This is a genomic window from Massilia forsythiae, assembly GCF_012849555.1.
Classification (GTDB): domain Bacteria; phylum Pseudomonadota; class Gammaproteobacteria; order Burkholderiales; family Burkholderiaceae_D; genus Telluria; species Telluria forsythiae.
Genome location: NZ_CP051685.1, coordinates 2,800,325 through 2,824,745 on the forward strand (window position 1 = coordinate 2,800,325; position 24,421 = coordinate 2,824,745).

Genomic DNA, 24,421 nt, shown 5'->3' on the forward strand with positions numbered 1-24,421 from the left:
AATTCCGGTCGTTAGCGTACTTGCTCATGCTACAGCGCGCCCGATCGGGACTACATTCCAGATCTCCCCACGCTCGCACGTCGCTAGGAACATGGCCCATAACTCCAGGGCCTGGCGTCGCTCTGGGATTTCCTCGCGCACATCGTAAATCCCTTCCATACCCTTGAGCGTGTGATTCAAGGCGATCTCGGAAATCTCACGTGAGACACCCAAATTGCGCATGTGGCCCTTTGCCGTGCTGCGCGTGTCGTGCGGAGTAAAGCGGCGGATGTCCAGCTGGCCGCGCTCGAAGGCCCGAGAGATTGCGGCGCCCAGCGTCGATCGCCCGACATGACTGCCTGCGCGCTTGCTACTTCGGCCAGGCAGTACCCACTCCGAATCGCCTGCAAGGTGCCGCAGCTCCTTGAGCCAGGCAGCCACCGTCGGGGTGATGGGGACCAGGAACGCTACGCGGGTCTTCACCTTCTCGGCGGGGATCAGCCAAGTACCGCGCTCGAAATCGACATGCTCCCAGCGTGCCGTGATTAATTCCCAAGTGCGCACGCATGTGGCCAGCAAGATCTTCAAGGCGAGCGCGTTCTCTGTCCCGATTTCATCGACGGAGGAAAGCAGTGTTCGGAGCTCTCCTTCTTTCAGCATGACGCGCTTGCGCACTGGCGGGCGCGGCCCCATCAGGGCCTTCATCTTGATCCCGGCCGCCGGATTTATTCGAATCAGCTGACGTCCGATTGCGTGGTCGAAGACCTGGCCGGCAGTGGTTAGAAATCGATTTTGCATCGCCCAGGTGCGACCGCTCCGATCGAGCATGTCGACGACGTCGGGCGGGGTGACATCCTGCACGTTGAACGGCCCAAGCTTGGGCAAAATGATATTGTCCAGATCCCAATGCTTCGCCTTTCGTGTGCGTGCCGACAACTGGCCGGCGTCCACCACTTTTTCCTTGAAGTCGGTAATGACGCGCCGAACCGTCCATGCGGCTTTCAGTTGCTGGCGCTCGGCCCGCTTTTGTGCAGCCGGATCCTGGCCCTTGTCGATGGCTACCCGCTGCTCACTCGCAAGCTTGCGTGCGGCGCCAAGGCCGATGTCAGGGTAGTTCCCGATCGTCAGCTCGCGCGATCGGTTGGCGAACCTGTACCTGAGCACCCATGTTGCCGTGCCGGCCGCCGAGAGGGTAAAGGTCAGGCCGTCGCCATCCGATTTCGCTACCGATTCGCCCCCCGCTATCCAGCGACGGATCTGCAAATCGCTGAGTAAATTGCTGCCCCGCTTGGCCATGCCTTCCCCGTTTGTAGTTAGATTTGTGGTCTGTCGCTGGCTACGCATCTAGCTACAAAAACTACATGCGCCAGAGAGAGTCAGAAGTGATACAGAAGATACACTAAACCGATTCTCTATAGGGGAGGGCGCCGCGAAAAGTGCCAGGAAGCTATTGAGAGAAACGTCGATGGAGATTCCAGCTTACCACGCGCATGTAGAACCTCCGTCTAACTCAACGGTCCGATATTGCCACCCTTTGGCCTGCGGCGGTCACACGGTAGGATCGATGTCAACGTTGCAAGTTCAATGCGGGACGCCCGGCGGCAGGCCGCAAAACCGCACGCCCGCCAGTGCCGGGCGCATGCAAACGACGGCGCGCGCGGCCGCCGAGAACCGCGCGCTCAGGCAGCTTCGAGTTCGTCCAGCGGCCAGCGCGGACGCACGTTGAACGCATAGTCGCGCTGCGCCGCCTGCGGGTTGCGCTCCAGGCGCAGGGCGCCGGCAAAGGCAATCATGGCGCCGTTGTCGGTGCAGAATTCCAGTTCCGGGTAATACACCTTGAAACGCTTCCTGACGGCGGCGGCATCGAGCGCGGCGCGCAGCTGGCGGTTGGCGCCGACGCCGCCTGCGATCACCAGGCGCGTCAAGCCGGTGTGCTTGAGCGCGGACACGCATTTGGCCACCAGCACGTCGACGATGGCGTCGACGAAGCCGCGCGCGATATTCGCCTTATCCTGCTCGCAGATGTTGGCAATATCGGTCTCGTGCTTCTTCACCACCGTCAGCACCGCGGTCTTCAGGCCCGAGAAGCTGAAGTTGAAATCCTTCGAGTGCAGCATCGGCCGCGGCAGCGTGTACGCCGCCGGATCGCCGAACTCGGCCAGGCGAGAAATGGCCGGCCCGCCCGGATAGCCCAGGCCGAGCAGCTTGGCCGACTTGTCGAAGGCTTCGCCGGCGGCGTCGTCCAGCGTCTCGCCCAGCAGCGTGTAGCGGCCGACGCCGTCGACCCGCATCAGTTGCGTGTGGCCGCCCGAGACCAGCAGCGCGATGAACGGGAATTCGGGACGCTCGCTGGCCAGCAGCGGCGACAGCAGGTGCCCTTCCAGGTGGTGCACGCCGAGCACCGGTTTATCGAGCGCCAGCCCCAGGCTGCACGCCACCGACGAACCCACCAGCAGCGCGCCGGCCAGGCCGGGACCCTGCGTGTAGGCGATGGCGTCGATGCTTTCCTTCGTCACGCCTGCTGTGGTCAACGCCTGTTCCAGCAGCGGTAGCGCGCGCCGGATATGGTCGCGCGAGGCCAGTTCCGGCACCACGCCGCCGTACTCCTCGTGCATCGCCACCTGCGAATGCAGAGCATGGGACAGCAGGCCGCGCTCGGTGTCGTACAGAGCCAGGCCGGTTTCATCGCAGGAGGATTCGACGCCGAGGACAATCATGGGAAAACCGCAAAAAAGAAGGGAAGGGGGGAGAGCAACCCGCTATTCTAAAGCAGGCTGGGGCAAGGTGGGCGTTAGGGTGGACGGCTCTACCCGGGAGGTGGCAATGACGCGGACGTCATGCCGTCCACCCCATCGCCCCCAACGCCGGCATGAGCCACACGCATCACGCGCGCTGCAGCAACTCCCGGTGCGCGCTGCGCAGCATCGCTTCGGTATCTTCCCAGCCGATGCAGCCGTCGGTCACCGAGCAGCCATACTTCAGCTGCGACAGGTCGGACGGAATCGGCTGGCTGCCGCCGGCGATGTTCGATTCGATCATCACGCCCACCAGCGAGCCGGTGCCGTGCTTGATCTGCTGGATCACGTCCGACATCACCAGCGGCTGCAGCTCCGGCTTTTTATAGCTGTTGGCGTGCGAGCAGTCGACCACCAGGTTGGCCGGCAAGCCCGCCTTTTTCAGCGACTGCTCGGCGATCGCGACCGACACCGAATCGTAGTTCGGACGCCCGCCGCCGCCGCGCAGCACCACGTGGCCATAGGCGTTGCCGCTGGTGCGCACGATCGACACCGTGCCCTGGTCGTTGATGCCCAGGAAGGAGTGCGGGCTGGACGACGACAGCACGGCATTCACCGCGATGCCGATGTCGCCGTCGGTGCCGTTCTTGAAGCCGACCGGCGTCGACAGGCCGGACGACATCTCGCGGTGCGTCTGCGATTCGGTGGTGCGCGCGCCGATCGCGGTCCAGGCGATCAAATCGCCCAGGTACTGCGGCGAGATCGGATCGAGCGCCTCGGTGGCGGTCGGCAAGCCGAGTTCGCACACGTCGAGCAGGAAGCGGCGCGCGCGCTGCATGCCGACGTCGACGCGGAACGAATCGTCCATGAACGGATCGTTGATGTAGCCCTTCCAGCCGGTGGTGGTGCGCGGCTTCTCGAAATACACGCGCATCACCAGCACCATGGTCTCGGCGACCTCGTCCTGCAGCGCCTTCAGGCGGCGCGCATAGTCCAGGCCGGCGTCCGGATCGTGGATCGAGCACGGACCCACCACCACGAACAGGCGCTTGTCCTTGCGGTCGAGGATGTTGCGCAAGGTTTCGCGCCCCTGCATCACGGTGGTGAAGGCGGACTCGGACAGGGGCAGCGTCTTGTGCAGCTCGACCGGCGAGGGCATGGTCGCGAACGAGCTGACGTTGGTGTTTTCGATATCGGGCGTGATCTGCATGGCGTGCTTTTTTCTTGAGGGATTGACCAGTCTAGCCGGAAATCGCGTGTATTGCAGCCGCCGGTGCAAAAATGTCGCAGGATGCATGCCGTTCGCATGCCGTGGGCGGCAGGTCCGGATGCGGACGCGGCGGCGCGCAGGCCGCGGCCGGTGGTATGCTTGGCATCATGCACACGAACCTCGATCCCCAGTCCGCCCCGCGTCCGCACACCGACGCCACACCGTTCCCCGCCGCCCGCTTCATCAAGGAGATCGGGCGCGGCGTGAAAGGCGCGCGCAGCATGACGCGCGACGATGCCGCCTTGTTGTACGGCGCCATGCTGGACGGGCGCGTGTCCGATCTCGAACTCGGCGGCATCCTGCTGGCGATGCGCATCAAAGGTGAATCGGTGGACGAGATCGCCGGCTTCATGGATGCAGCCGAGGGCGCCTTCGCCCCGCTGCCGCAGCCGCCCGGCGACTTCGCGCCGGTATTGATCCCCAGCTACAACGGCGCGCGCAAGCTGGCCAACCTGACGCCGCTGCTGGCGCTGCTGCTGGCGCGCGAAGGCGTGCCGGTGCTGGTGCATGGCGTCACGAACGACCCGGGCCGCGTCGCCACCGCCGAGATCTTCGCCGAGATGGGCATCGGCCCGACCGGCTCCACCGCCGACATGCTGGACGCGTTCGCCCGGCACAAACCCTGCTTCATGCCGATCGAGCGGCTGGCGCCGAAACTGGCGCACCAGTTGTCGCTGCGGCGCATCCTGGGCGTGCGCAACTCCACCCACACCATCGTCAAGATCCTGCAGCCGTTCGCCGGCCCGGCGCTGCGCCTGGTGTCGTACACGCACCCGGAATACCTGACGATGCTGAGCGAATACTTTGGCGTCGCCGCCCCGCACGCGCGCGGCGACGCCTTCTTGATGCGCGGCACCGAAGGAGAAACGGTCGCCAACGCCAACCGCGCCCAGCAGATCGACTGGTTCCATGCCGGCCAGCGCCAGTTGCTGGTCGAGCGCGACGCGCCCACCGACGAACTGGCGCCGGCGCCGGAGGGACGCGACGCCGCCGCCACCGCCGACTGGATCGCGCGCGCCCTGCGCGGCGAGCAGCCGGTTCCCGCGCCGATCGCGGCCCAGGCCGCCCACTGCCTGCAAGTCGCGCGCGCGTTGCGCACCAACGCCTGACTTGGTCAATTTGCGCTGGCGTAGGGTGGACGGCTACACCCGTCAACGCGACTTTGCCGCTGCCTCACCGCCGTCCACGCGTTCAACCGCCTTCCGATCCGCCAACATGGCCATGCGATGAGGTGTGAACGCGTGGACGGCGCACCCATCGACAATATGCCGAGGCCCGGGCGTCGCCGTCCACCCTACTGGCGTGGTCTTGGCGCGGCGTTTACAATCTTCCCTTTTGTGCCCAGCAGAAACGCCCCAGCATGTCCAACCACTACGATGTCGCCGTGATCGGCGCCGGCGCCGCCGGCATGATGTGCGCCGCCGCAGCCGCCGCGCGCGGCAAGCGCGTGCTGCTGCTCGACCACGCCAGCAAGCTGGCCGAAAAGATTCGCATTTCCGGCGGCGGCCGCTGCAATTTCACCAACGTCAACGCGGGTCCGCAGAATTTCGTCTCCGACAATCCGCATTTCTGCCGCAGCGCGCTGTCGCGTTATACCGCGCAGGATTTCTTGGCGCTGGTCCGGAAGCACCGCATCGCTTATCACGAGAAGCACCGCGGCCAATTGTTCTGCGACGATTCCGCCGAGCAGATCATCCGTATGCTGAAGGACGAATGCGATGCCGCCGGCGTGGCCTGGCGCATGCCGTGCAAGGTGAATGGCGTCGAGCGCTCCGGCGAACTGTTCCGCATCGACACCGACGGCGAACCGGTCCTGGCGCGCAACGTGGTGGTGGCCACCGGCGGCCTGTCGATTCCGAAGATCGGCGCCACCGACCTGGGCTACCGCATCGCGCGCCAGTTCGATGTGAAGATCGTCGAGACCCGTCCCGGCCTGGTGCCGCTGACCTTCGACGGCCCCAGCTGGCAACCGTTCGTGCCGCTGGCCGGGATCGCGCTCGAAGTCGAAGTCGAGACCGGCTCGCGCAAAGGGAAGGGCGCCCGCCACGGTCACTTCCGCGAGGATTTGCTGTTCACCCATCGCGGCCTGTCCGGTCCGGCGATCTTGCAGATTTCTAGCTACTGGCAGCCGGGCACGCCGATCGTGCTGAACCTGTTACCAGAAATGGATGTGGCCGAGGAATTGATTGCCTCCAAAACCAGCGTCAAAAAACAGCTCGGCAATATCCTGTCGCAATGGCTGCCGGCGCGCCTGGCCGAGGGTTTGTTGCTGGCGAACGGTTTTGCACCTGATGCGCGCCTGCCCGACATGGCTGACGCGAAATTGCGCAAGCTGGGCGACGCGATCAACCGCTGGGCCATCGTGCCGACCGGCTCGGAAGGTTATCGCAAGGCCGAGGTGACGATCGGCGGCGTCGACACGCGCGAACTGTCGCAGCAGACCATGATGGCCAACAAGGTTCCGGGCCTGTATTTCATCGGCGAGACGGTCGATGTGACCGGCTGGCTGGGCGGTTATAACTTCCAGTGGGCCTGGGCATCCGGCGTGGCGGCAGGCGGTAGCATCGAATAAATCCGCGCATTGTGAACACGCAGACGGGCTTATCGTGGTGATTGTGGCAATCGGAATACACGGTTGGAAAAAATCCCACGGCGCTTGAAAAGCTGTTAGAATTTCGTTCTTCCCTAAATCCAACGGTTTCATTTTTACATGACCACTATCCGCCTTAAAGAAAACGAGCCGTTCGAAGTCGCTATGCGTCGCTTCAAGCGCACTATCGAAAAAACCGGCCTGCTGACCGAACTGCGCGCTCGCGAGTTCTACGAAAAGCCGACCGCAGAGCGCAAGCGCAAGCTGGCAGCTGCCGTGAAGCGCCACTACAAGCGCATCCGCAGCCAGCAACTGCCGAAGAAACTGTACTGATTCGGTTCCGAGGTCGGATCCGGTGACGGCCACTGCCAGTCCCGGTTTTCCAGGCCCGAACTCATAAGCCCGCTCCGGTTCGTTGCCGCAGCGGGTTTTGCCTTTTGCCCATCCAAAAATACGGAGAATCCATGAGCTTGAAGACCCAAATCACCGACGACATGAAAGCCGCGATGCGCGCCAAGGAAAGCGGCAAGCTGGCCACCATCCGCCTGATCATCGCCGAGATCAAGCGCCGTGAAGTGGATGAACGCATCGAGCTGGACGATGTCCAGACCGTCGCCGTGGTCGAAAAGATGATCAAGCAACGCAAGGATTCGATCACCCAGTTCGAAGCCGGCGGCCGCCAGGACCTGGCCGACATCGAAAAGGCCGAACTGGCCGTCTTGTCCTCCTACATGCCGGCCGGCCTGTCGGACGAGGAAATCGCCGCGGAAGTGCAGGCCGCCGTGGCCGCGTCGGGCGCCGCCGGTCCGCAGGACATGGGCAAGGTGATGGGCATCCTGAAGCCGAAGCTGGCCGGCCGCGCCGACATGACCGCGGTCTCGGCGCAGGTCAAGAAGGCGCTCGCCGGCGCCTGATGGAAGACGTACGCCGTCTCCCGGATGGAAGCGGCGATGCGTTTTTGCGACTGGCGGCGTAGAGGCTATGTGGGCTTGTTGAAAATCAATTGAGAGCGAGCCCTGCGGTATAGTCTGAGATTAGACAAACACTGTGAACGACAAGTGATCCCGCAATCATTCATTACCGATCTGCTCAACCGTGTCGACATCGTCGATGTGGTCGGCCGCTACGTCCAGCTGAAAAAGGGCGGCGCCAACTACATGGGCCTGTGCCCTTTTCACAATGAAAAGTCGCCCAGCTTCACGGTCAGCCCGACCAAGCAGTTCTACCACTGCTTCGGCTGCGGTGCGCACGGCACCGCGATCGGCTTCCTGATCGAATACTCGGGCATGGGCTTCGTCGATGCCGTCAAGGACTTGTCGCAAAGCGTGGGCATGATCGTGCCCGAAGCCGACGACCGCATTCCGCCCGCCCAGCGCGCCGCCCAGCAGGCGCAATCGCTGGCCATGACCGACGCATTGAACCAGGCCTGCGATTTCTACCGCGCCCAGCTACGCACGGCGCCCGCCGCGGTCGCCTATTTGAAAGGCCGAGGCCTGACCGGCGAAGTGGCGGCGCGTTTCGGCATGGGGTATGCACCCTCCGGCTGGGACAGCCTGCGTTCGGTGTTCAACGACTACGACGCGCTGGCGCTGGTCGAATCCGGCCTGGTGATCGACAAGGTAGATGAGGACGGCGGTAACAAGAAGCGCTACGACCGTTTCCGCGAACGCATCATGTTCCCGATCCGTAACAGCAAGGGGCAGGTGATCGGCTTCGGCGGTCGTGTGATGGATGGCGGCGAGCCGAAATACCTGAACTCGCCGGAAACCCCGTTGTTCCAGAAGGGACTCGAGCTGTACGGCCTGTTCGAGGCGCGCCAGGCGATCCGCGACGCCGGCTACGTGCTGGTGACCGAAGGCTACATGGACGTGGTTGCGCTGGCCCAGCTCGGCTTTCCGCAAGCGGTGGCCACGCTCGGTACCGCCTGTACCAGCACCCATGTGCAAAAACTGCTGCGCCAGACCGACAACGTGATCTTCAGCTTCGACGGCGACAAGGCCGGCCGCCGCGCCGCCCGCCGCGCGCTGGAAGCGTGCTTGCCGCAAGTGTCGGACAGCAAGACCATCAAGTTCCTGTTCCTGCCGCAGGAACACGATCCTGACAGCTACGTGCGCGAATTCGGCGCCGACGCCTTTGCGCGCGAAATCGACGAGGCGATCCCGCTGTCGCAGTTCCTGCTGCGCGAAGTCACGACCGAGCACGACCTCGACACGCCGGAAGGGCGCGCCCACGTGCAGTTCGACGCCAAGCCGCTATTGCAGGCGATGGCGCCGTCGGCCCTGCGCCTGCAGATCGTGCGCGGCCTGGCCAACCTGACCGCGTCGACGCCGGCGGAAATCGAAGGCCTGTTCGAACTCTCGAAGCCGGTCTCGGTCGCACGCAAGGCGCCGCCGCGCCAGGGACGGCCGGAACCGGTCGGCCTGGAACTGCAGATCACGCGCATGCTGATCTCGCATCCGACCTTGTCGTTGACCCTGGATGCAACCGCCACGAAAGCCTTCGAGAGCTTCGGCGGCGAGCAGGCCGAGCGCCTGTGCCAGCTGGTGGCGCAGGCACAGGCCTTGGGCGAGAACGCCACCTTCGCTGCCTTGTCGCAAGGTTTGAAGGAAGGCAGCAGCGAATTTGACCGCCTGATTTCCGAGATCGCGTCGGAACCGGAATCGGACATCGACCAGGACCGGGTTTGGCTGACAAGTGCTGTGCGCCAGATCAAGATGGACGTCTTAAAACAGGAGTTGAACCAGTTGTTTTCTTCCGGCCTGACCCCAGATCAGGTGAGTGCGCGCTATCGCGAAATCACAGCGCAGCAGGACCTCTTGAGCAGGGAGGCGGCAAACGAGACCCCGGCGAAATTCGCCTGACGGACGGCCATCGCCATGTCGGCGTTCTCGACTGGAAACTATAGGGGTACGTGCTATAATCAAACGCTAACTATTGCAAGCTTTGAAACGATTAATCGTCTCGAACATGCGTGGAGTTTCAGTTAGCGCGGCATCAAAACTTTATCTTCAACCATCGTAAAGTGGTCGTCGTGACTTCGAAAGCGCCTGTGCCAACCAAGAAACCCGAAACCAAAGTGGCTGCCAACACTACCAGAACGTCCGCCAGCGCGGACAACTCGCAGGACAAGGCCGAAGCCCGCGTCGCGGGAGTCGCACCTGTCAGCCAGACCACCGATGCGGAAACCCTTGCCGCGATCGATACGTCCGGTTACGTGCTGCCGTCGGTCAAAGTACCGGGACGGCGCGGTCGCAAGCCCAAGGAATTCACGCCCGAGAACGACGAAGTCGCCGCGTTGAACGCGGTCGAGCGCGCCGAACTGAAAGCGGTCGACAAGGCCAAGGCCAAGGACCGCAAGGCCAAGGAAAAGGCGCTGCTCAAGGACGCGTTCTCGTCGGATACCGAGGCCAGCGAAGAAGAAATCGAAATCCGCCGCCAGAAGCTCAAGGCCCTGATTAAGTCGGGCAAGGAGCGCGGCTTCCTGACGTATTCCGAGATCAACGACCACTTGCCGGACAACATTGTTGACCCGGAAGCGATCGAAGGCATCATCGGCACCTTCAACGACATGGGCATCGCCGTCTACGAGCATGCCCCGGATGCCGAGACGCTGCTGCTGTCGGACAATGTCGCCACCGTCACCAGCGACGACGAGGCCGAGGCTGCCGCCGAAGCCGCGCTGTCGACCGTCGACTCCGACTTCGGCCGCACCACCGACCCGGTGCGCATGTACATGCGCGAAATGGGCTCGGTCGAACTGCTGACGCGCGAAGGCGAGATCGAGATCGCCAAGCGCATCGAGGACGGCTTGCGCGACATGATCCAGGCGATCTCCGCCTGCCCGGTGACGATCGCCGAGATCATCGATGCCGCCAAGCGCATCGAGAACGACGAGATCAAGATCGACGAGATCGTCGACGGCCTGGTCGACGCCGAAGAGCCGGCGGAAAGCGTCAGCGCGCAGCAAGCCCCGTCGTCCGACGATGACGACGACGAAGAGGAAGGCGACGAGGACGAAGGCGACGAAGAGGAAGAGGGCGGCGCCAGTTCCGGCGCGGCCGGCTATTCCGCCGAGCAGCTGGAACAGCTGAAAAACGTCGCCCTCGACAAGTTCTCGCAGATCGCGCAACAGTTCGACAAGATGCGCAAGGCCTACGAGAAGCAGGGCTACAACTCGAAGGATTACGTCAAGGCGCAGGAATCGATCTCGAACGAACTGCTCGACATCCGCTTCACCGCGAAGGTCGTGGAAAAGCTGTGCGACACCCTGCGCGGCCAGGTCGACGAAGTGCGCCACATCGAAAAGCAGATCCTGGACGTGGCCGTGAACCGCTGCGGCATGCCGCGTGCCCACTTCATCAAGGTCTTCCCGGGCAACGAGACGAACCTGGAATGGGTGGATGGCGAAGTCAACGCCGGCCATGCCTACAGCGCCATCCTGGGCCGCAACATCCCGACCATCAAGGAACTGCAGCAGCGCTTGATCGACCTGCAGGCGCGCGTCGTGCTGCCGCTGCCGGACCTGCGCAACATCAACCGCCAGATGGCGGCCGGTGAAATGAAGGCGCGCAAGGCCAAGCGCGAAATGACCGAGGCCAACCTGCGCCTGGTGATCTCGATCGCCAAGAAGTACACCAACCGCGGCCTGCAATTCCTCGACCTGATCCAGGAAGGCAATATCGGCCTGATGAAGGCGGTGGACAAGTTCGAATACCGCCGCGGCTACAAATTCTCGACCTATGCGACGTGGTGGATCCGCCAGGCCATCACCCGCTCGATCGCCGACCAGGCGCGCACGATCCGTATTCCGGTGCACATGATCGAGACGATCAACAAGATGAACCGGATCTCGCGCCAGATCCTGCAGGAGACCGGTGCCGAGCCGGATCCGGCAACCCTCGCGGTCAAGATGGAAATGCCGGAAGACAAAATCCGGAAGATCATGAAGATCGCCAAAGAGCCGATTTCGATGGAAACGCCGATCGGCGACGACGACGATTCGCATCTCGGCGACTTCATCGAGGACAACAACACGCTGGCGCCGTCGGACGCCGCGCTGCACGCCTCGATGCGCGGCGTGGTGAAGGACGTGCTCGACTCGCTGACCCCGCGCGAAGCCAAGGTGCTGCGCATGCGCTTCGGCATCGAGATGTCGACCGATCACACGCTGGAAGAGGTCGGCAAGCAGTTCGACGTGACGCGCGAGCGCATCCGCCAGATCGAGGCGAAGGCGCTGCGCAAGCTGCGGCATCCGTCGCGCTCGGACAAGCTGAAGAGCTTCCTGGAGGCGAGTGGGGGCTGATCGTCGTGTTGTTTGCGTTGTTGACGCCGTCCGTCGTTGTTGATGCTTGACGGATTGGTGTTAAAAGCAATATCCTCTCGCCACTTCATGTTTGGCGATGCCTGCAATGGGCATCGTTGCGGTGGCGGGTAGGTGACGCTTCCGGATGGACCAGTTTCGGGCCTCTAGCTCATGCCTGGTTAGAGCAGCGGACTCATAATCCGTTGGTGCCCGGTTCGACTCCGGGGAGGCCTACCAATATTTTGTATAGAATGATGAAGGGGTTACGATGTACCGTAGCCCCTTTTTTGTTATTCCTATAAACAGCACTGTAATGTGTGTGCGATGTGTAGCAAGACATCAATTACAGCCGCTTCCCGCTGTTTAGAAATGCAATGCCCTATCTCCACACTATTTCTAGGTCTCGATCACTCACTTATCGCCTGCAACTCATGCAGAGGGGACTGTGCTAGGCCATGTGCTGAGCAAGTCATGTCAATGGAAGATGTCGGTTCGCGGGCGTTTTATAACCCTGCCTCAGCTATCGGTGTTGGCAATGGTCCGTTCAACGCATGCAATATCGGTGGCCCCGGTAACTTGTATCGTATATTGATGACACAATTCTCCACTGCTACCGCAATACCTCTACGGATAATGCTGAGTTTGCATTGGCGATTTCTTGATCGCTGAAAAATTAGTTGCATTGGTCGCGTCGTCGATAGTCTTTGGCAATCTACTTACAATGAGGTTATCAATTTTGCACCGCATTCAGTTATGTCCCCATCGTAGGCATATGACCTGCCTTCATGTTGCGCGCCTGTGCCATTGGGTTTAATTGCAAAATTACCTTTGCACCTTGGACACCACGTCATGTCATCTTGAAGTGCCGCAGCTACACCCATCACAGTTGTGCCCGACGATGCGCTGACGACTTGGCCGCCGTGATCAGTTTTGTCGTTGAGACGAATGACGCCACGTCCTTGGTGATTCATTTGTCGGTCCTATCAGTTTATTGTTGGGGAGCGCAAATCATATATGATTGGTTTGCGACCGCAATGCCAGCTATGTTTAATTATCTAAATTAAAAGATATTGATCACGCCAATGCCTTGGCCTCAAATTGAAGTGAGAGACTTAATAATAGGTGGTGTGACTTTTTATTCTTTAATTTTTGCTAATGGCTTTGTTGCACAATTTCCCCTGCAGTGGCCAAAGGTGCGCACGAGTAAACTAGCGGCATGACTGCTCCAGCAAAACAGAAGATCGAACGACCAACTAGGAAGACTACAATATGGCGCTCAAAGCGCGTGGTTCGCTTCTGACCTGCTGGACAAGGATATGTGCTGGCACGGCAGTGCTAACTGCAAGCGGAGCCGTAGTACGAAGTACAGCGAGGCGGCGGTTCCCTTCTGCCTGGCTATCAAAGGCCTGTTCGATCTGCGTTTGCGTCAGGCGATGGGCATGACGAAGAGCCTGCTCGAGTTTGCCGGACTGGATTGGCAGGTTCCCGACTTCAGCATCGTCAGCCGCCGTCAGAAGCATCTTTCGGTGACGATCGGGGCGCAGCCAACAACGACGGGATTCCACCTGCTTGGCGACAGCACGGGCATCAAGATGCTGGGTGAAGGTGAGTGGAAGACCAAAAAGCATGGGGCCGCGTACCATCACCAATGGCGCAAGGTTCACCTTGGCATCGACGCGGCCACGCTGGAAATCCGGGCCATCGAGGTGACCGACAACGCCACTGGCGATGCACCGATACTGCCGTGTTTTCTCGACCAGATTCCTACGAAGGAAATTATTGCGAGCTTCAGCGGCGACGGTGCCTATGATACGAAAGGCTGTCACGAAGCGATTGCGCAACGGAGGGCGCAGGCGATCATTCCCACGCGCAAGAACGGCAAGCCACGGAAGGGACAGCGGTCCGGTGCCAAAGCCCTCAATATCATCTTGACGATTATGCGCCGGTTTGGCCGGAAAATCTGGAAGAAGTAGAGCGGCTATCATCGGCATAGCCTTGTCGAGACCAAAATGCGTTGCTTCAATCTGCTTGGTGAACGCGTTATGGCATGTGACTTCGACCGTCAGGTGGCCGAGTTACAGGTTCGTGCTGCCGTCCTTAATCGCTTTACGCGATTGGGTACGCCCATGACTGTGGCAGTAACCATGCTGTAATTCCGTTTGGGATTTGAGTATTAGAAGCTCAACGAGATGTGGTATAAATTTTAATTTCTTCGATTGTTGCTGATTCGCTTCCACCATTCAAATGTAAGTCGATTGTGCTTTTGGGGCCGAATATGCCGCTGGGAAACTCACAGCTTGTTAGCCCGCAGCTCAGATTTCGATGAACGTCGATGCTGGATTGAAGTTCCCAGAACTTCGTTTCTTTATCGATTCCGAACCCGTCTATTTCTAGATAGCCGGTAAAAGGGTGACGCGCTAACCAGTCTGCCTTTGGCGTGTTATCAGGCGTTCCATCAGGATAGGGCGTTCTGGTTTCGTGAAGCAAATGCTCAGGTATGCTTAATTTAATAACAATCGTGCTAACGCCAAAGTTACTTTTTGCCCTTGTGGAAACTTCTAATCCCAAATCTTCCCATACGCACCATACGATTTCTGTCTTGTCGCAATGGGGATTTCTTTTTAAGATACTTTTCCATGATGCCAATGTCCACCCGAATTCTAAGGGTTTGCCGTCAAAAAAAATATTTGATCCTTTTATAATGATTTCAGGCTTGGCCTGTCTTTTTACATGCCGTGGTTGAGGGAGGGCAGTTATAGCACCTGTTGCTAGCGCAGCTTGATGTTTGATTTCGTTCCACCGGTCTAACATCGTAGGTTCTCTTTTCTTCTCGGAAATTGATTGATCGGAAGGTTCTGCGCCTTTGGAAGTGGGAGCAAACAATGAAAAGACAAGTATTGTTCCACGGAGAAATATTTTCATCATTTTTTTATCTGATTCTTTTCTTTAAAAAGTGTAGTGAAATTTTTGTTGATGTAGTCCCAAGATTCTTGGCTCATTTTTTTAGCTCTGTTTATGGAATCAAGTACTTCTTTTTTATGTGCTTTCTCGATCGCTTCCCATTCTGTTGCAGATTCCCCTCGCTTCACCTCTTTCGGGTGTTTTACTGCCCAATCCGTTACCAGCTTGTCTTGCCAATTCGTGTCGAATGGATGAGTCAGAAAGCCTCGAGCAATTAGTGCAGGATCGATTGCTGTATCTCCGTTCCACCAGCGGTCCGCAACTGCTGATCCAACTTTTGTCACAGCGATTTTCGCTAATTCCGCAGCTAGAGTATGGAATGGATGGTTATCATGATCTTTTGCCAACTGAGAATGTGTTGGATTTGTCGATCCGTTCGTATTAGGATCACCTACACGGACGATTTGCTGATCGTCAACGCTATTTCCAACAAGGTGAAGCAAGGTGCTATAAACGAAATTATTAATATTGGCAATCAATCCAACCGTGTAATGAGGGATTATTCCCATGTATTTATATCCCGGTATTTTTGCAAGATTATCCCTTATTTTCAGATAATCTTCGTATGCCTGCAATACGCGTGGGTCACTGTGCGCGCGTAGTAATATAAGCAAAACTCGATCTGCTTTCGTGCGCTCGCCGGATTCGATTGGTGTGAATTTCCATTCCACCTTGAACACTATATCGGCGATAGTTCCAGCTGTACTGGCAATCACATCGTCAGAGTCGAACATTCCAGTGACGACCGGAAGATTGTGTTTTCCAGGTGTGGGTGATGTCCATGGAAGAACATGAACGTGTCCCACCTTCCTTAAGCTGAGTTCCACGAAATTGCTGTGCGCGAAATAATCTTCAAGTACGTGAAGTGCTGCGCCGAAATGTCTGTATCCCTCCGGCCCTGGACCAGCAACTAGTGCCTTGTTTATCTCGCCAGACATGTATGTTGCTGAAGAATCGATATACCTCTTCATCGACGTTGTTGGATCGATAGAAGTGTACTCAGCAGAAGCTTTTGGCTGGAAATCTTTGTCGATAGTATGTGGATCCGGCGTATTGGTGGAGTTATTGGTTGGATTGTCAATGTGCTCTACAGGTCGGTATACTCCCAGTATGGATGGAGTAACTTTAAATATTTGCTTTTTCTTTGGATCTTGCACAAATTCTAATTCTGCAAAAATGTCTACCAGCTCTGTTAACTCTTGACGAGAAAACGCTGTGGGAAAGTTTCTAGGCGCTTCAGGCTTTCGTACGATGGAAGGATCGAGCAATTGCGAGTAATCGCGCAGCCAGTTTCCGAAATATATCTTTTTGAGTGTATCTTCGTCTTTAAAATTTATCGAGGCGTTAAGTAAAGCATGTTCGATCGATTGATGACCAAACGATGAAGTCGGTCGCTCTTTATGATGTTCGCCTAGTCCTGCACCAAAAAATTCAACATTGCCCTCTTTTCCTTCGTTGTGTTGCGCATCTTCATCCTGCGATTTTTTTATGGCTTGCTGTACCTCGTGGTAATCGACTTTAAGTTCGCCGTCAAAGGCGGGCGAGCGATAGATAGCATATGTTGTTGAACCGGTATTGCAAAAATCGAAAAAGGCAATGTTGTAGGCAAATTTCGCCCCCTCATCGCCTTCTGCATCGGATTTGAGTGTAGAAGTGCCATCTGGATTTTTCTCGGCCAAATCCTTGCGTAGTACTAAATCGATGTAGTGACCAAATTCGTGGATTAATGCGGTCAGCAGTTCCCAGGAGTGGTCGTTGCCCGCTGCAGCGCGATCGGCAGCCGTCTGGTGTACCAATATTTCGCGTGTTTCGTTGTCAAATGAAGCAGGGTAATGACAACTCCTCATCACCTTTATGGCCGGCTGTTTGATCGAGCCATTTCTTAATTCCTCGTGCAGTTTGATATAGGTTTCTGCAGGTATGTCATAGCCAAATATGGGTGCCAAAAACATGACAAATTCGGCATATGTAAAATTTTTTGCGACCTGCTCGATCTGGTTAAATGCAAAGGTGCTTTCAAGGTGGTGGTCGGTTTCTACAGCGGAACTGGCACTGGGCGCGACGGTGAAAGCTTGTCTTTTTTGTTCAGGTGCAGCCGAAATATTTTTCGGGGGCAAGGTCTCAAGGTTGCCGTGGAAAAGAACGGGCGACGAAGTAAAGAATTGTGTTTTGTCACTGATTTCAAATACGTGATTAGCGCCATGTAGCCTCACGCCTTTCTTGCCCCGGATGTCGACCCAGTCCGACTCGCTCAATAGCGCAAGCACCTTGTTGGCGATAACCTCGACGTCATCGTTCTGCGCCTGCACCGAAACCTTGCCACCAGCGGCGATCAGCCTCATCCCAGCTTTGTGTACGAATAAACGGAACGTCTTGCCGATGCTCGCGAATAGCCCTTCAGCACTTGCGATCGATAGACTTTTGCCACTGGTAATGGCTGTATGACGGTTGCTGGCAATGTGCGTAGATTGTGCGGAGCTCAGCTCGATACCTGCTGGACTCGTGACGACCAGATGCGGCTCGGCCAACTCCGGAAACTCTTTTGTACCTCCTCCCTGGAAAGCCTGGTTCTGGGATTGAAGGTCATTCACCGTGTCATTTTGCTGAAGTTCCTGGTTCTCCTGAGCGCCGTAGTGCTGCGCTAACTTGCCCATTTGTTCCTGCAGCTCCGTTGCCGTCGACAACTGCTTGATCGTTTCGCCCATGTCCTTGATATGAGAGTCGCCATTCGGCCGCGCCTCCGTGGTAATGAGCATGCCTTGGCCCGCCCGCGCCACGCCATGCCCATCGGTGCGCAACTCCCATCCCTCGCCGCGCTCGTCCTGGCGGCCGGACGTGTCCTCGATACGCGCGATGTGCCCAAGTGATAACTGACTACACTGATGATCGCTCTTCAACTGCACCTGGATCTTGCCCGGCGTATCGTCCAGCACCAGATGATTCCCACGGTGGCCGCCTTCCCCCGCTTCCAGCTCGCGGCTGCGCAACCCGCTCAAGGCCTTCTGCTGCGGCAACTGCCACGGTGGCATATGGTTGTAGTTGTGCAGTACCCCCAGCACCATCGGATGATCGATATTCCCGTTAAGGAACACGACGGATACTTCTTCGCCCACCCGCGGCAAGCGGATATTGCCGAACTCGCTGCCAGCCCCGGAAGACATCACGCGCAGCCAGGGCGAACTGTTCTCGTCATACGCACCCAGCCGGTCCCAGTGAAACTGCACCTTGATCCGCCCATACTCATCGGTATGGATCTCCGCCCCGGACGGCCCCACCACGAGCGCCGTCTGGATGCCGGGATCGCTACAAGGCCGGCTGTTGTAATACCGCCCTGGGCGCCACATCAGGTCCTTGCGCACGCAGCGAAAGGTGTTTGCGTAATGCGACGGCGCGCCGCGTCCAGCTTGGTAATTGTTGCTAGCCTCGTGGTCGACGCTCAAGATCAGGTAGTGCCGGTCGGCGATGCTACGGCGCGGCGCTTCGCCCCACTTCGGCACTTGCGGCTCGGCGCTGAAGTGGTCGGCCAGCGTGAAGTACCGGCCCGACTGGGCGTTGCGGTCGTTGCCGCGCGCTTCGAAATACTGGGTGTTGGCGTCCTGCTCGTCCATGCGCCGGCGCGCGCGCTGTTCGCCCTCGAAATGGGTACGGAAACCGTACGAGCCCATGTCTTCGTAGACTTCATGGGGAAACACGTCGCCCTGGTCGTTGAGGGAGTCGGCGCTGGAGCGTTGCGCCACGGGGTTCTTGTAGTCGAAGCTGGCCAGCGTCGTCTGGCCGGAGCCGATGCGGCGGATGGCGCTCCACTCGTGGATGCCGTCGTCCTCGAGCGATCCGGTCTTGTCGCGAAACGGGATCTCGCCAGAATCGTCGATGCCGTGCGGATCGATGGCTTCCGCGTAGGTACTCTTGTCCATCAGCCAGAGCGTGTGGCCATCCTCGCGGTGCTCGTACCAGTAGGCCAGGCCGAGCGCTTCCCAGCGGCGGTGCAGGTGATTGTAGTCGGTCTCGTCGTACTGGTTGGCGCAGGTGATCGGCAGGTCCTCGCCCAGGATAGCCGCGTGCCAGTCGGCCTGGCGGTAATGGGCGAAGGTCAGTTCGGTCATCTGGACGACGGTCTTGCCGTGGAAAGACACGTTGTCCTTGCGCAGCCTGGCAAAGGCCAGCCACGGTTCCAGCACCATGCGGTAGAACGCAAAGCCGCCGTCGGTGCGCACGAAGCGGAATTCCGTGACGTAGCCGTTGAAGTAGCGCAGCGAACCGTCTTCGCGCACCAGGGAAATCGTGACCATGCGTCCCATCAGCGGTTTCAGGAGGATGTGCGCGTTGTCGGACAGCAGTTCGACGTCGAAGCGGAAGCAGCGCGAGACTTCCTCGTGCGCGCGCAACCGGTTGACCAGGAGGATGCGGTCCGGGCCGTCGCCGTGCGGGAAGTCGATGCGCAGCAGGCGGTCGTGCTGGGCATCGAGGCCGAACGCCGATAGCGCAGCATCCACCGCGATCGCTTGAATTTCCTCCATCGGCTATCTCCAAGGGTTTGTCGAATATCAGATTTCCAACAGTCAAGGTACGCAACCGAGAATGACGAAGCTTGACTTGGCTCAAAAGCGGACTCGGCGCTGGAAGACAAGTGGCAGCAGCACAACGCCTCCCGATCGTTATCGTCCAGTCTTTGCAACTGGCGTCAGACGGAGAATGGAACGGATATCCGGCCGGCTCGCCTTGCCGGCGCTGACCGTCAGGAAGGAATTCAAGCCGAGGCGCCTGCGCTCCGGCCCCCTGGTCGCCAGCGTCAGCGGCTTCAACGCCGGCTTGTCCAGCAACAGCCTGACTTCGTACTGCACACAAGGCACCGAGAACAGCTCGACCATCTCCGTCAACGCCGCATGCGAGCGGCCACGCGGCAGGAACGCCTGCGCCGCTTCTTCATCCAGCGGACCGATGTGAAGGCGCACGCGCACATCGTTGCGCCATATGCGCGAGCCCAAGGCGGCGCCGAAGCCGAGGACCGGGTCGGTCACGCCCAGTGTGCTGCGCCGTTGCGCCGGGAGCGGATCCCAGGCGCCGACGAATTCCTCGAGACGCACCGGAACCCCGAAGTAGTCGCCCAGTACGCGCTCCACGGTCGAGGCAGCGATCGGACGCGTCCCGAGCAGCCCGGCATAGTAGGCGCCGACCTGCGCCGGCAGCGATGCGTGCGGCTTGCCCGGTCCGAAGCCGGCCGGCCGCAGGCCGCCTAGTGCGCTCAGCAGCGGCAGCAAGTCGTCCTGGCCGCGGGTGTTGAAGCCGTGTTCGACGCGGTATTTTCCCCAGGCCTCGTAGAACAGGCCGATGGCGCGGTTCGAGAACAGGTCGATGAACGGTTTCCAGCTTTCGTCGCCGCCCGGCCCCGTCTTGGCGGCCGCCCGTTCGGTATCGTGCAGGGGCAGGGTGCCGCTGGCGCCCAGCAGGCCGATGAACGCCGGCGTGATGTGGATGCGGTGCAGGGCAGTGCCGTCCGCCGGCTCGACCCGCAGGCTTTCGATCTCGCTGGCCGGGAAGCCCAGCGACAGGCTGTTACGGAAGCGCAGCACCTGGCCGAACGCCTGGGCATACGGAATGCCCTGGCGGCGCAGCACGCGCACCAGGATGTTCAGCAATTGGGCGAAGCGGTACCTGTGCGGCGCCGTGGTCAGACGTTCCATCATTGCCGGCGCCCGCTCATGACAGCGCCATGCTGCCGCTTCTCGGTTTGCATCGGCACAGTACCTCCCCGGTTCGCTGCGACAGGACCACCAGCTCGATGAAGCTGTTCATCTGGACGTACAGCGCAAAGAACTGGTCGATCACCTGGATGAAGAGATGCAGGCCGGCGCCCACGAAAGCTTCCTCGTCGATCGTCAGGCGCACTTCGGTGCCGTGCGCCAGCGAGGCGCCGCGCTTGTGCCGGATCCAGGCGGTGGTTTCGGCATGTTCCAGCCCGACGATGCCGGCGATCTGGCGTTGCGAGACCACCGAACCGGTGATGTCGTACAGGGTCAGCATCTCGCGCAGGCCATGCGCGCCTTCCTTGACGAGCGAACGGTGGTTCAGCGTCAGGTGCGAGATCAGGCGCCAGTGGGCGCCCTGGCCGTTCGTCAGGCGATGCGGCCGCGTGGGCCGGCGCAGGAAGCGGATCGTCGCGCCTTCTGTGGCGCCGGGAACCGACAGGTCGCCGCCGGCCGCCCCGGTTCTCAACAGGCATGGCAGTTCGCGGTTGGTGCAGGTGAGGTCGATCGACAGCGTGCTCCGCTCGATCGCCAGGGCCTCGCCGTCGGCATCGACGAGGGCGATGGCCTTTTCGTGGCCGGGACTGATGGCGGCCAGCGTGTCGTCGTGGCGCAGCAGCCAATAGCGGCCTTTATGGCTGTCGTTCTCGCCATGCCGTAGCGAATAGAAGGGACGGAATTCGAGCGCCGGGAAGGCTTTTCCCTCGCGCTGTACCATGTGGACCCGGTCCACCGAATAGATTTCATAGGCGGCCGCGTGCGTGGGATGGGCCACCACGGTGTAGTCGGCGCTGTGCTGGTCGTAGCCGATCGGGACCGCCGGCTGCTGGAACAGGTTGACCACCGGGGTGCAGCCGGGCAGCAGGCTGTGGGCCGACAGGCCGGCCAGCATCCTGGCCTGGTCCGAACCCGGCGCCACGCCGGCCAATGCCAGGTGCAGCGTGAAGCGCGTGCAGTTCGCCGGTAGGCGCGCGCGCACGGCGGCCAGGTCGATGTCGACGAAGTTGAATTTTTCCGGGAAGGCGAAGAACTCCGCCAGGATGCGGTAGGCGCGCTGCGAACGGGCGTCGAACGGGATCAGCGCCTCGTCGTCGGCGAAGCCGACCGGCGCGACCGGCAGCGCGGCCAGCGGCCGCCATTCGCTTTCCGTTCCGGCCTGGACATAGGCTGCCGACGCGCGCAGGAACAGCGCATCGCGCAGCGCCGCGCAGAACGAGGCGTCGCCGTCGAGATACAGCCGCAACGGCGCCGCGTGTTGCGCGTGCATGGCCGCCGCGCAGGCGAACTCGATGGCGATCGATGCCGTCACGCCCGGCGCCAGCCTGGTCGATGCCGGCGCGCGGATGAGCGCATCGAATTTGACCGAAGCGATGGCGGCCGGGGACGGCGCGACAGCGTAGACGGTGCGAAACGTGCACGCCACGCCGTGCACCGGCTTCGATGCCAGCGAGGTGCCGCGCGCAACCGTCTTGCCGCCGCTGCCGCAGCTGCTGCCGGTGTCTTGCGCGGACGGCATGACGCGTGCGATCGCGCACGAGGGAAATGGCCGCAGGTAGTGCGGAAACAGCAGTTCCAGCAGCGCTTCCGTGAATTGCGGATAGCTGTCGTCCAGGCGCTTCGACACGCGCGCGCACAGCAGCGCGACCGCCTGGATCAGGCGCTCGACGTGCGGATCGTCGCAGGCGTCGCCGCCCAGTTGCAGCTTGGCCGCGACCTTCGGATAGCGCTCGGCATATTCGCGGCACAGCTGCCGCATCGTGACGAGCTCGCGTTCGTACTGCGCAAACAGTTGGTCCATGGCGATCGTGGCTAAGGAGCGCTGCGGATGCGCTGCAGCGAATAGCGCTGCAGCGATGGCTGGAACACGGCGTTGAATTGCATCGCTTCGGCCGATTGATCGTTCTTCAGTTCGGCGGTGATCACGAAGTCGACCCGGTTGATGGCGCCTTTCCTGGGCTGCAACGTGGCGCTGACCTTGTGCAGGCGCGGTTCGTGGCGCTCGATTGCCAGCCGCACCGCGGTGCAGATGCGCTTCTGGTCGGCGTCGCTGGTCATGCACATGCCGGCGAAGTCGATCAGGCCGTAGTTGACCACGGACTTGCCGACCTCGTCGTAGCCGGCCAGCGCCTGGGGCAGCAGGGCCGAGCGGGTGTTGAGCAGCGCTTCCAGGTCGCGCGTGATGCTTTCCTGCCACGCGTCGGCGCGCCCGGGTGACGGGCGCAAGCGGCCGTGGGCGTCGCTATCGTCGTCGGCATCCAGACGGTCGAACAAGCCGGGCACGAAACGCTGCATGCTGTTTCCTCGAAGACCGCCTCAGGGCGCAAGAAGCGTCATTATTTCGTTCTTTCCGGTAGTAAATTTGCGCTTCATCAATAAAGGCATCTACAAGAAAAAGCGGTAGCGTAAATGCGCCAGATCAATAATTCGCTGCGCGATGCCGGCCATGCTTTGTCGAATCTGGACTGGATGAACCTGCACGAAGGAGAAAGCGATGAGCCTGGGAGCGAAAATCCTGTGGTCCGAAGGGCTGACGCTGGGACCGCAGCATTTCCAGCGGCAAGACATGTACCACGAGACGCGGCTGCTCGGCATGGTGTCCGCCCTTCACCCCAACTTCTGGGGCGTGCGCTCGCTGCAGTGGAACCTGCAAGGGCTCGGGCACAACCTGCTCGAAGCGCAGGCAATGTCGCTGATCTTCCAGGATGGCGCGGTCTACGATGCCCCCGCGGCGGACCTGCTGCCGGTTGCGCTCGACCTGGCCCAGTTGCCGCAGGAGATCAACACCTTCACGATCTACGCCGCGCTCCCGACCATCCGGCCGCACGGCGCCAATGCGGAAGAGGGCGGCCGCTATGCGCTGGCAGAAGCGGAAACGTCCGACCTGTTCAGCGATGCGGTGCCGATCGACGTGCCGTTCCTGAAAAAGCGCATCCGCCTGCTCACCCACGCCGAGCCGCGCGACGGCCACGTCGGCTTTCCGGTGCTGCGCATCCACCGCGATCCGCGCGGCGGCTTCGAGGCCGATCCGGCCTTCGTGCCGCCGTGCGTGGCGCTCGAAGCCGCCCCGCCGCTGCGGCAACTGCTGGACGGCTTGATGAGCGCGTTGACCGCCAAGGCCGTGTCGCTGCACCGTGCGCACCGCAAGACCAACGCCGCCACCTTCGAAGTGCATGCCGGCGACATCACCTCGTGGTGGATGCTGAACATCATCGGCACGGCGAACGCCTCGCTGCAGCACTACGCGCGCTCGCGCGTGGGGCATCCGGAGGCGCTTTACGAAAAACTGCTGGCGCTGGCGGGCGGCTTGCTGACGTTCTCGGACCGCTACGCGACGTCGGACCTGCCCGCCTATGTGCACGACGAGCCGGGCATTGCATTCGCCCAACTCGATACGGTGATCCGCGACCTGGTCGATACCGTCATCTCGGCCAGGTACTTCACGATCGAGCTGGTCGCACAAGACCATCGCCGCACCCATTATCGGGGCGCGCTCGATACGTCCAAACTGGGCGAGGACATGCAGCTGTGCCTGGCCGTCAGCGCCGACATGCCGGCGCTCGAGCTGGTGGCGGCGGTGCCGGTGCGCTTCAAGATCGGCTCGCCCGACGACATCGAACGCATCGTGATGTCGGCGCTGCCCGGCATCACGCTCAAGCACATGCCGCAGGTGCCGGCGGCGGTGCCGGTGCGTCCGGATACCTATTACTTCCTGCTGACCACCAGGAGCGGGCTGTACGAGAATGCGCTCAAGGCGCAGGCGATCGCGGTCTATGCGCCGGACGGCATGCGCGACCTGAAGATCGAACTGATCGCCTTTACCCAGTGAGCGGGCGCGGCGGC

The 24,421-nt window shown here is 60.5% G+C and carries 16 protein-coding genes, 1 tRNA gene and 1 pseudogene; 9 read left to right on the top strand and 9 right to left on the bottom strand.

Going from position 1 to position 24,421, the window contains the following annotated elements; genetic code table 11:
* Positions 1-24: 24 nt before the first annotated feature.
* The 3 genes from HH212_RS12135 to HH212_RS12145 all read right to left on the bottom strand — a co-directional run bounded on the left by HH212_RS12135 (position 25) and on the right by HH212_RS12145 (position 3,924).
* The gene (locus tag HH212_RS12135) at positions 25-1,275 is read right to left on the bottom strand and encodes a tyrosine-type recombinase/integrase (RefSeq protein WP_170202710.1); all 1,251 of its coding nucleotides are present in this window, start codon (positions 1,273-1,275) and stop codon (positions 25-27) included.
* A gap of 383 nt (positions 1,276-1,658) precedes the next feature.
* Complete coding sequence (gene tsaD / locus HH212_RS12140) at positions 1,659-2,696, bottom strand: tRNA (adenosine(37)-N6)-threonylcarbamoyltransferase complex transferase subunit TsaD (RefSeq protein WP_170202711.1); 1,038 nt, start codon at positions 2,694-2,696, stop codon at positions 1,659-1,661.
* A gap of 166 nt (positions 2,697-2,862) precedes the next feature.
* A complete protein-coding gene (locus HH212_RS12145) occupies positions 2,863-3,924 on the bottom strand; it encodes a 3-deoxy-7-phosphoheptulonate synthase (protein WP_170202712.1) in 1,062 nt (353 codons plus the stop codon).
* A 167-nt stretch (positions 3,925-4,091) separates the two neighbouring features.
* Between HH212_RS12145 and ybiB the strand changes: the two genes are divergently transcribed.
* The 7 genes from ybiB to HH212_RS12180 all read left to right on the top strand — a co-directional run bounded on the left by ybiB (position 4,092) and on the right by HH212_RS12180 (position 12,113).
* Positions 4,092-5,093 carry a DNA-binding protein YbiB gene (ybiB, locus tag HH212_RS12150; protein ID WP_170202713.1) on the top strand — a complete coding sequence of 334 codons (1,002 nt, stop codon included), beginning with the start codon at positions 4,092-4,094 and terminating at the stop codon, positions 5,091-5,093.
* Positions 5,094-5,344: 251 nt separating this feature from the next.
* Positions 5,345-6,556 (top strand): BaiN/RdsA family NAD(P)/FAD-dependent oxidoreductase, encoded by a 1,212-nt coding sequence (locus tag HH212_RS12155; protein WP_170202714.1) that lies wholly within the window; start codon positions 5,345-5,347, stop codon positions 6,554-6,556.
* Between the two features lie 138 nt (positions 6,557-6,694).
* Positions 6,695-6,907 carry a 30S ribosomal protein S21 gene (rpsU, locus tag HH212_RS12160; protein ID WP_005665410.1) on the top strand — a complete coding sequence of 71 codons (213 nt, stop codon included), beginning with the start codon at positions 6,695-6,697 and terminating at the stop codon, positions 6,905-6,907.
* A gap of 131 nt (positions 6,908-7,038) precedes the next feature.
* On the top strand, positions 7,039-7,488 hold the full coding sequence (locus HH212_RS12165; RefSeq protein ID WP_170202715.1) for a GatB/YqeY domain-containing protein: 450 nt from the start codon (positions 7,039-7,041) through the stop codon (positions 7,486-7,488).
* Between the two features lie 144 nt (positions 7,489-7,632).
* The gene (gene dnaG, locus HH212_RS12170) at positions 7,633-9,435 is read left to right on the top strand and encodes a DNA primase (protein ID WP_170202716.1); all 1,803 of its coding nucleotides are present in this window, start codon (positions 7,633-7,635) and stop codon (positions 9,433-9,435) included.
* A 215-nt stretch (positions 9,436-9,650) separates the two neighbouring features.
* Positions 9,651-11,876, top strand: a complete 2,226-nt coding sequence (gene rpoD / locus HH212_RS12175; protein ID WP_229217687.1) for an RNA polymerase sigma factor RpoD — start codon at positions 9,651-9,653, stop codon at positions 11,874-11,876.
* 158 nt (positions 11,877-12,034) lie between these two features.
* Positions 12,035-12,113, top strand: a tRNA-Ile gene (locus HH212_RS12180).
* 479 nt (positions 12,114-12,592) lie between these two features.
* Here the strand turns inward: HH212_RS12180 and HH212_RS12185 are convergent.
* Positions 12,593-12,847: a PAAR domain-containing protein gene (locus HH212_RS12185; RefSeq protein WP_170202717.1), complete on the bottom strand. Its 255-nt coding sequence runs from the start codon at positions 12,845-12,847 to the stop codon at positions 12,593-12,595.
* Between the two features lie 245 nt (positions 12,848-13,092).
* Between HH212_RS12185 and HH212_RS12190 the strand changes: the two are divergent.
* Positions 13,093-14,029: pseudogene (locus HH212_RS12190) on the top strand (IS5 family transposase).
* A 28-nt stretch (positions 14,030-14,057) separates the two neighbouring features.
* On the opposite strand, the gene HH212_RS12195 reads toward HH212_RS12190, so the two are convergent.
* From HH212_RS12195 to tssE, 5 genes are all read right to left on the bottom strand, one after another.
* Positions 14,058-14,801 (bottom strand): DUF7738 domain-containing protein, encoded by a 744-nt coding sequence (locus HH212_RS12195; RefSeq protein ID WP_170202718.1) that lies wholly within the window; start codon positions 14,799-14,801, stop codon positions 14,058-14,060.
* Entirely contained in the window at positions 14,798-19,354 is a 4,557-nt protein-coding gene (gene tssI / locus HH212_RS12200) for a type VI secretion system tip protein TssI/VgrG (protein ID WP_170202719.1), read from the bottom strand. Before tssI ends, HH212_RS12195 begins: the two co-directional genes overlap by 4 nt.
* 138 nt (positions 19,355-19,492) lie before the next feature.
* The gene (gene tssG, locus HH212_RS12205; protein ID WP_170202720.1) at positions 19,493-20,521 is read right to left on the bottom strand and encodes a type VI secretion system baseplate subunit TssG; all 1,029 of its coding nucleotides are present in this window, start codon (positions 20,519-20,521) and stop codon (positions 19,493-19,495) included.
* Positions 20,522-20,534: 13 nt separating this feature from the next.
* A complete protein-coding gene (tssF, locus tag HH212_RS12210; protein WP_170202721.1) occupies positions 20,535-22,379 on the bottom strand; it encodes a type VI secretion system baseplate subunit TssF in 1,845 nt (614 codons plus the stop codon).
* Between the two features lie 11 nt (positions 22,380-22,390).
* The gene (gene tssE / locus HH212_RS12215) at positions 22,391-22,873 is read right to left on the bottom strand and encodes a type VI secretion system baseplate subunit TssE (RefSeq protein WP_170202722.1); all 483 of its coding nucleotides are present in this window, start codon (positions 22,871-22,873) and stop codon (positions 22,391-22,393) included.
* 199 nt (positions 22,874-23,072) lie between these two features.
* On the opposite strand from tssE, the gene tssK reads away from it, so the two are divergent.
* On the top strand, positions 23,073-24,407 hold the full coding sequence (tssK, locus tag HH212_RS12220; protein WP_170202723.1) for a type VI secretion system baseplate subunit TssK: 1,335 nt from the start codon (positions 23,073-23,075) through the stop codon (positions 24,405-24,407).
* Positions 24,408-24,421 lie beyond the last annotated feature (14 nt).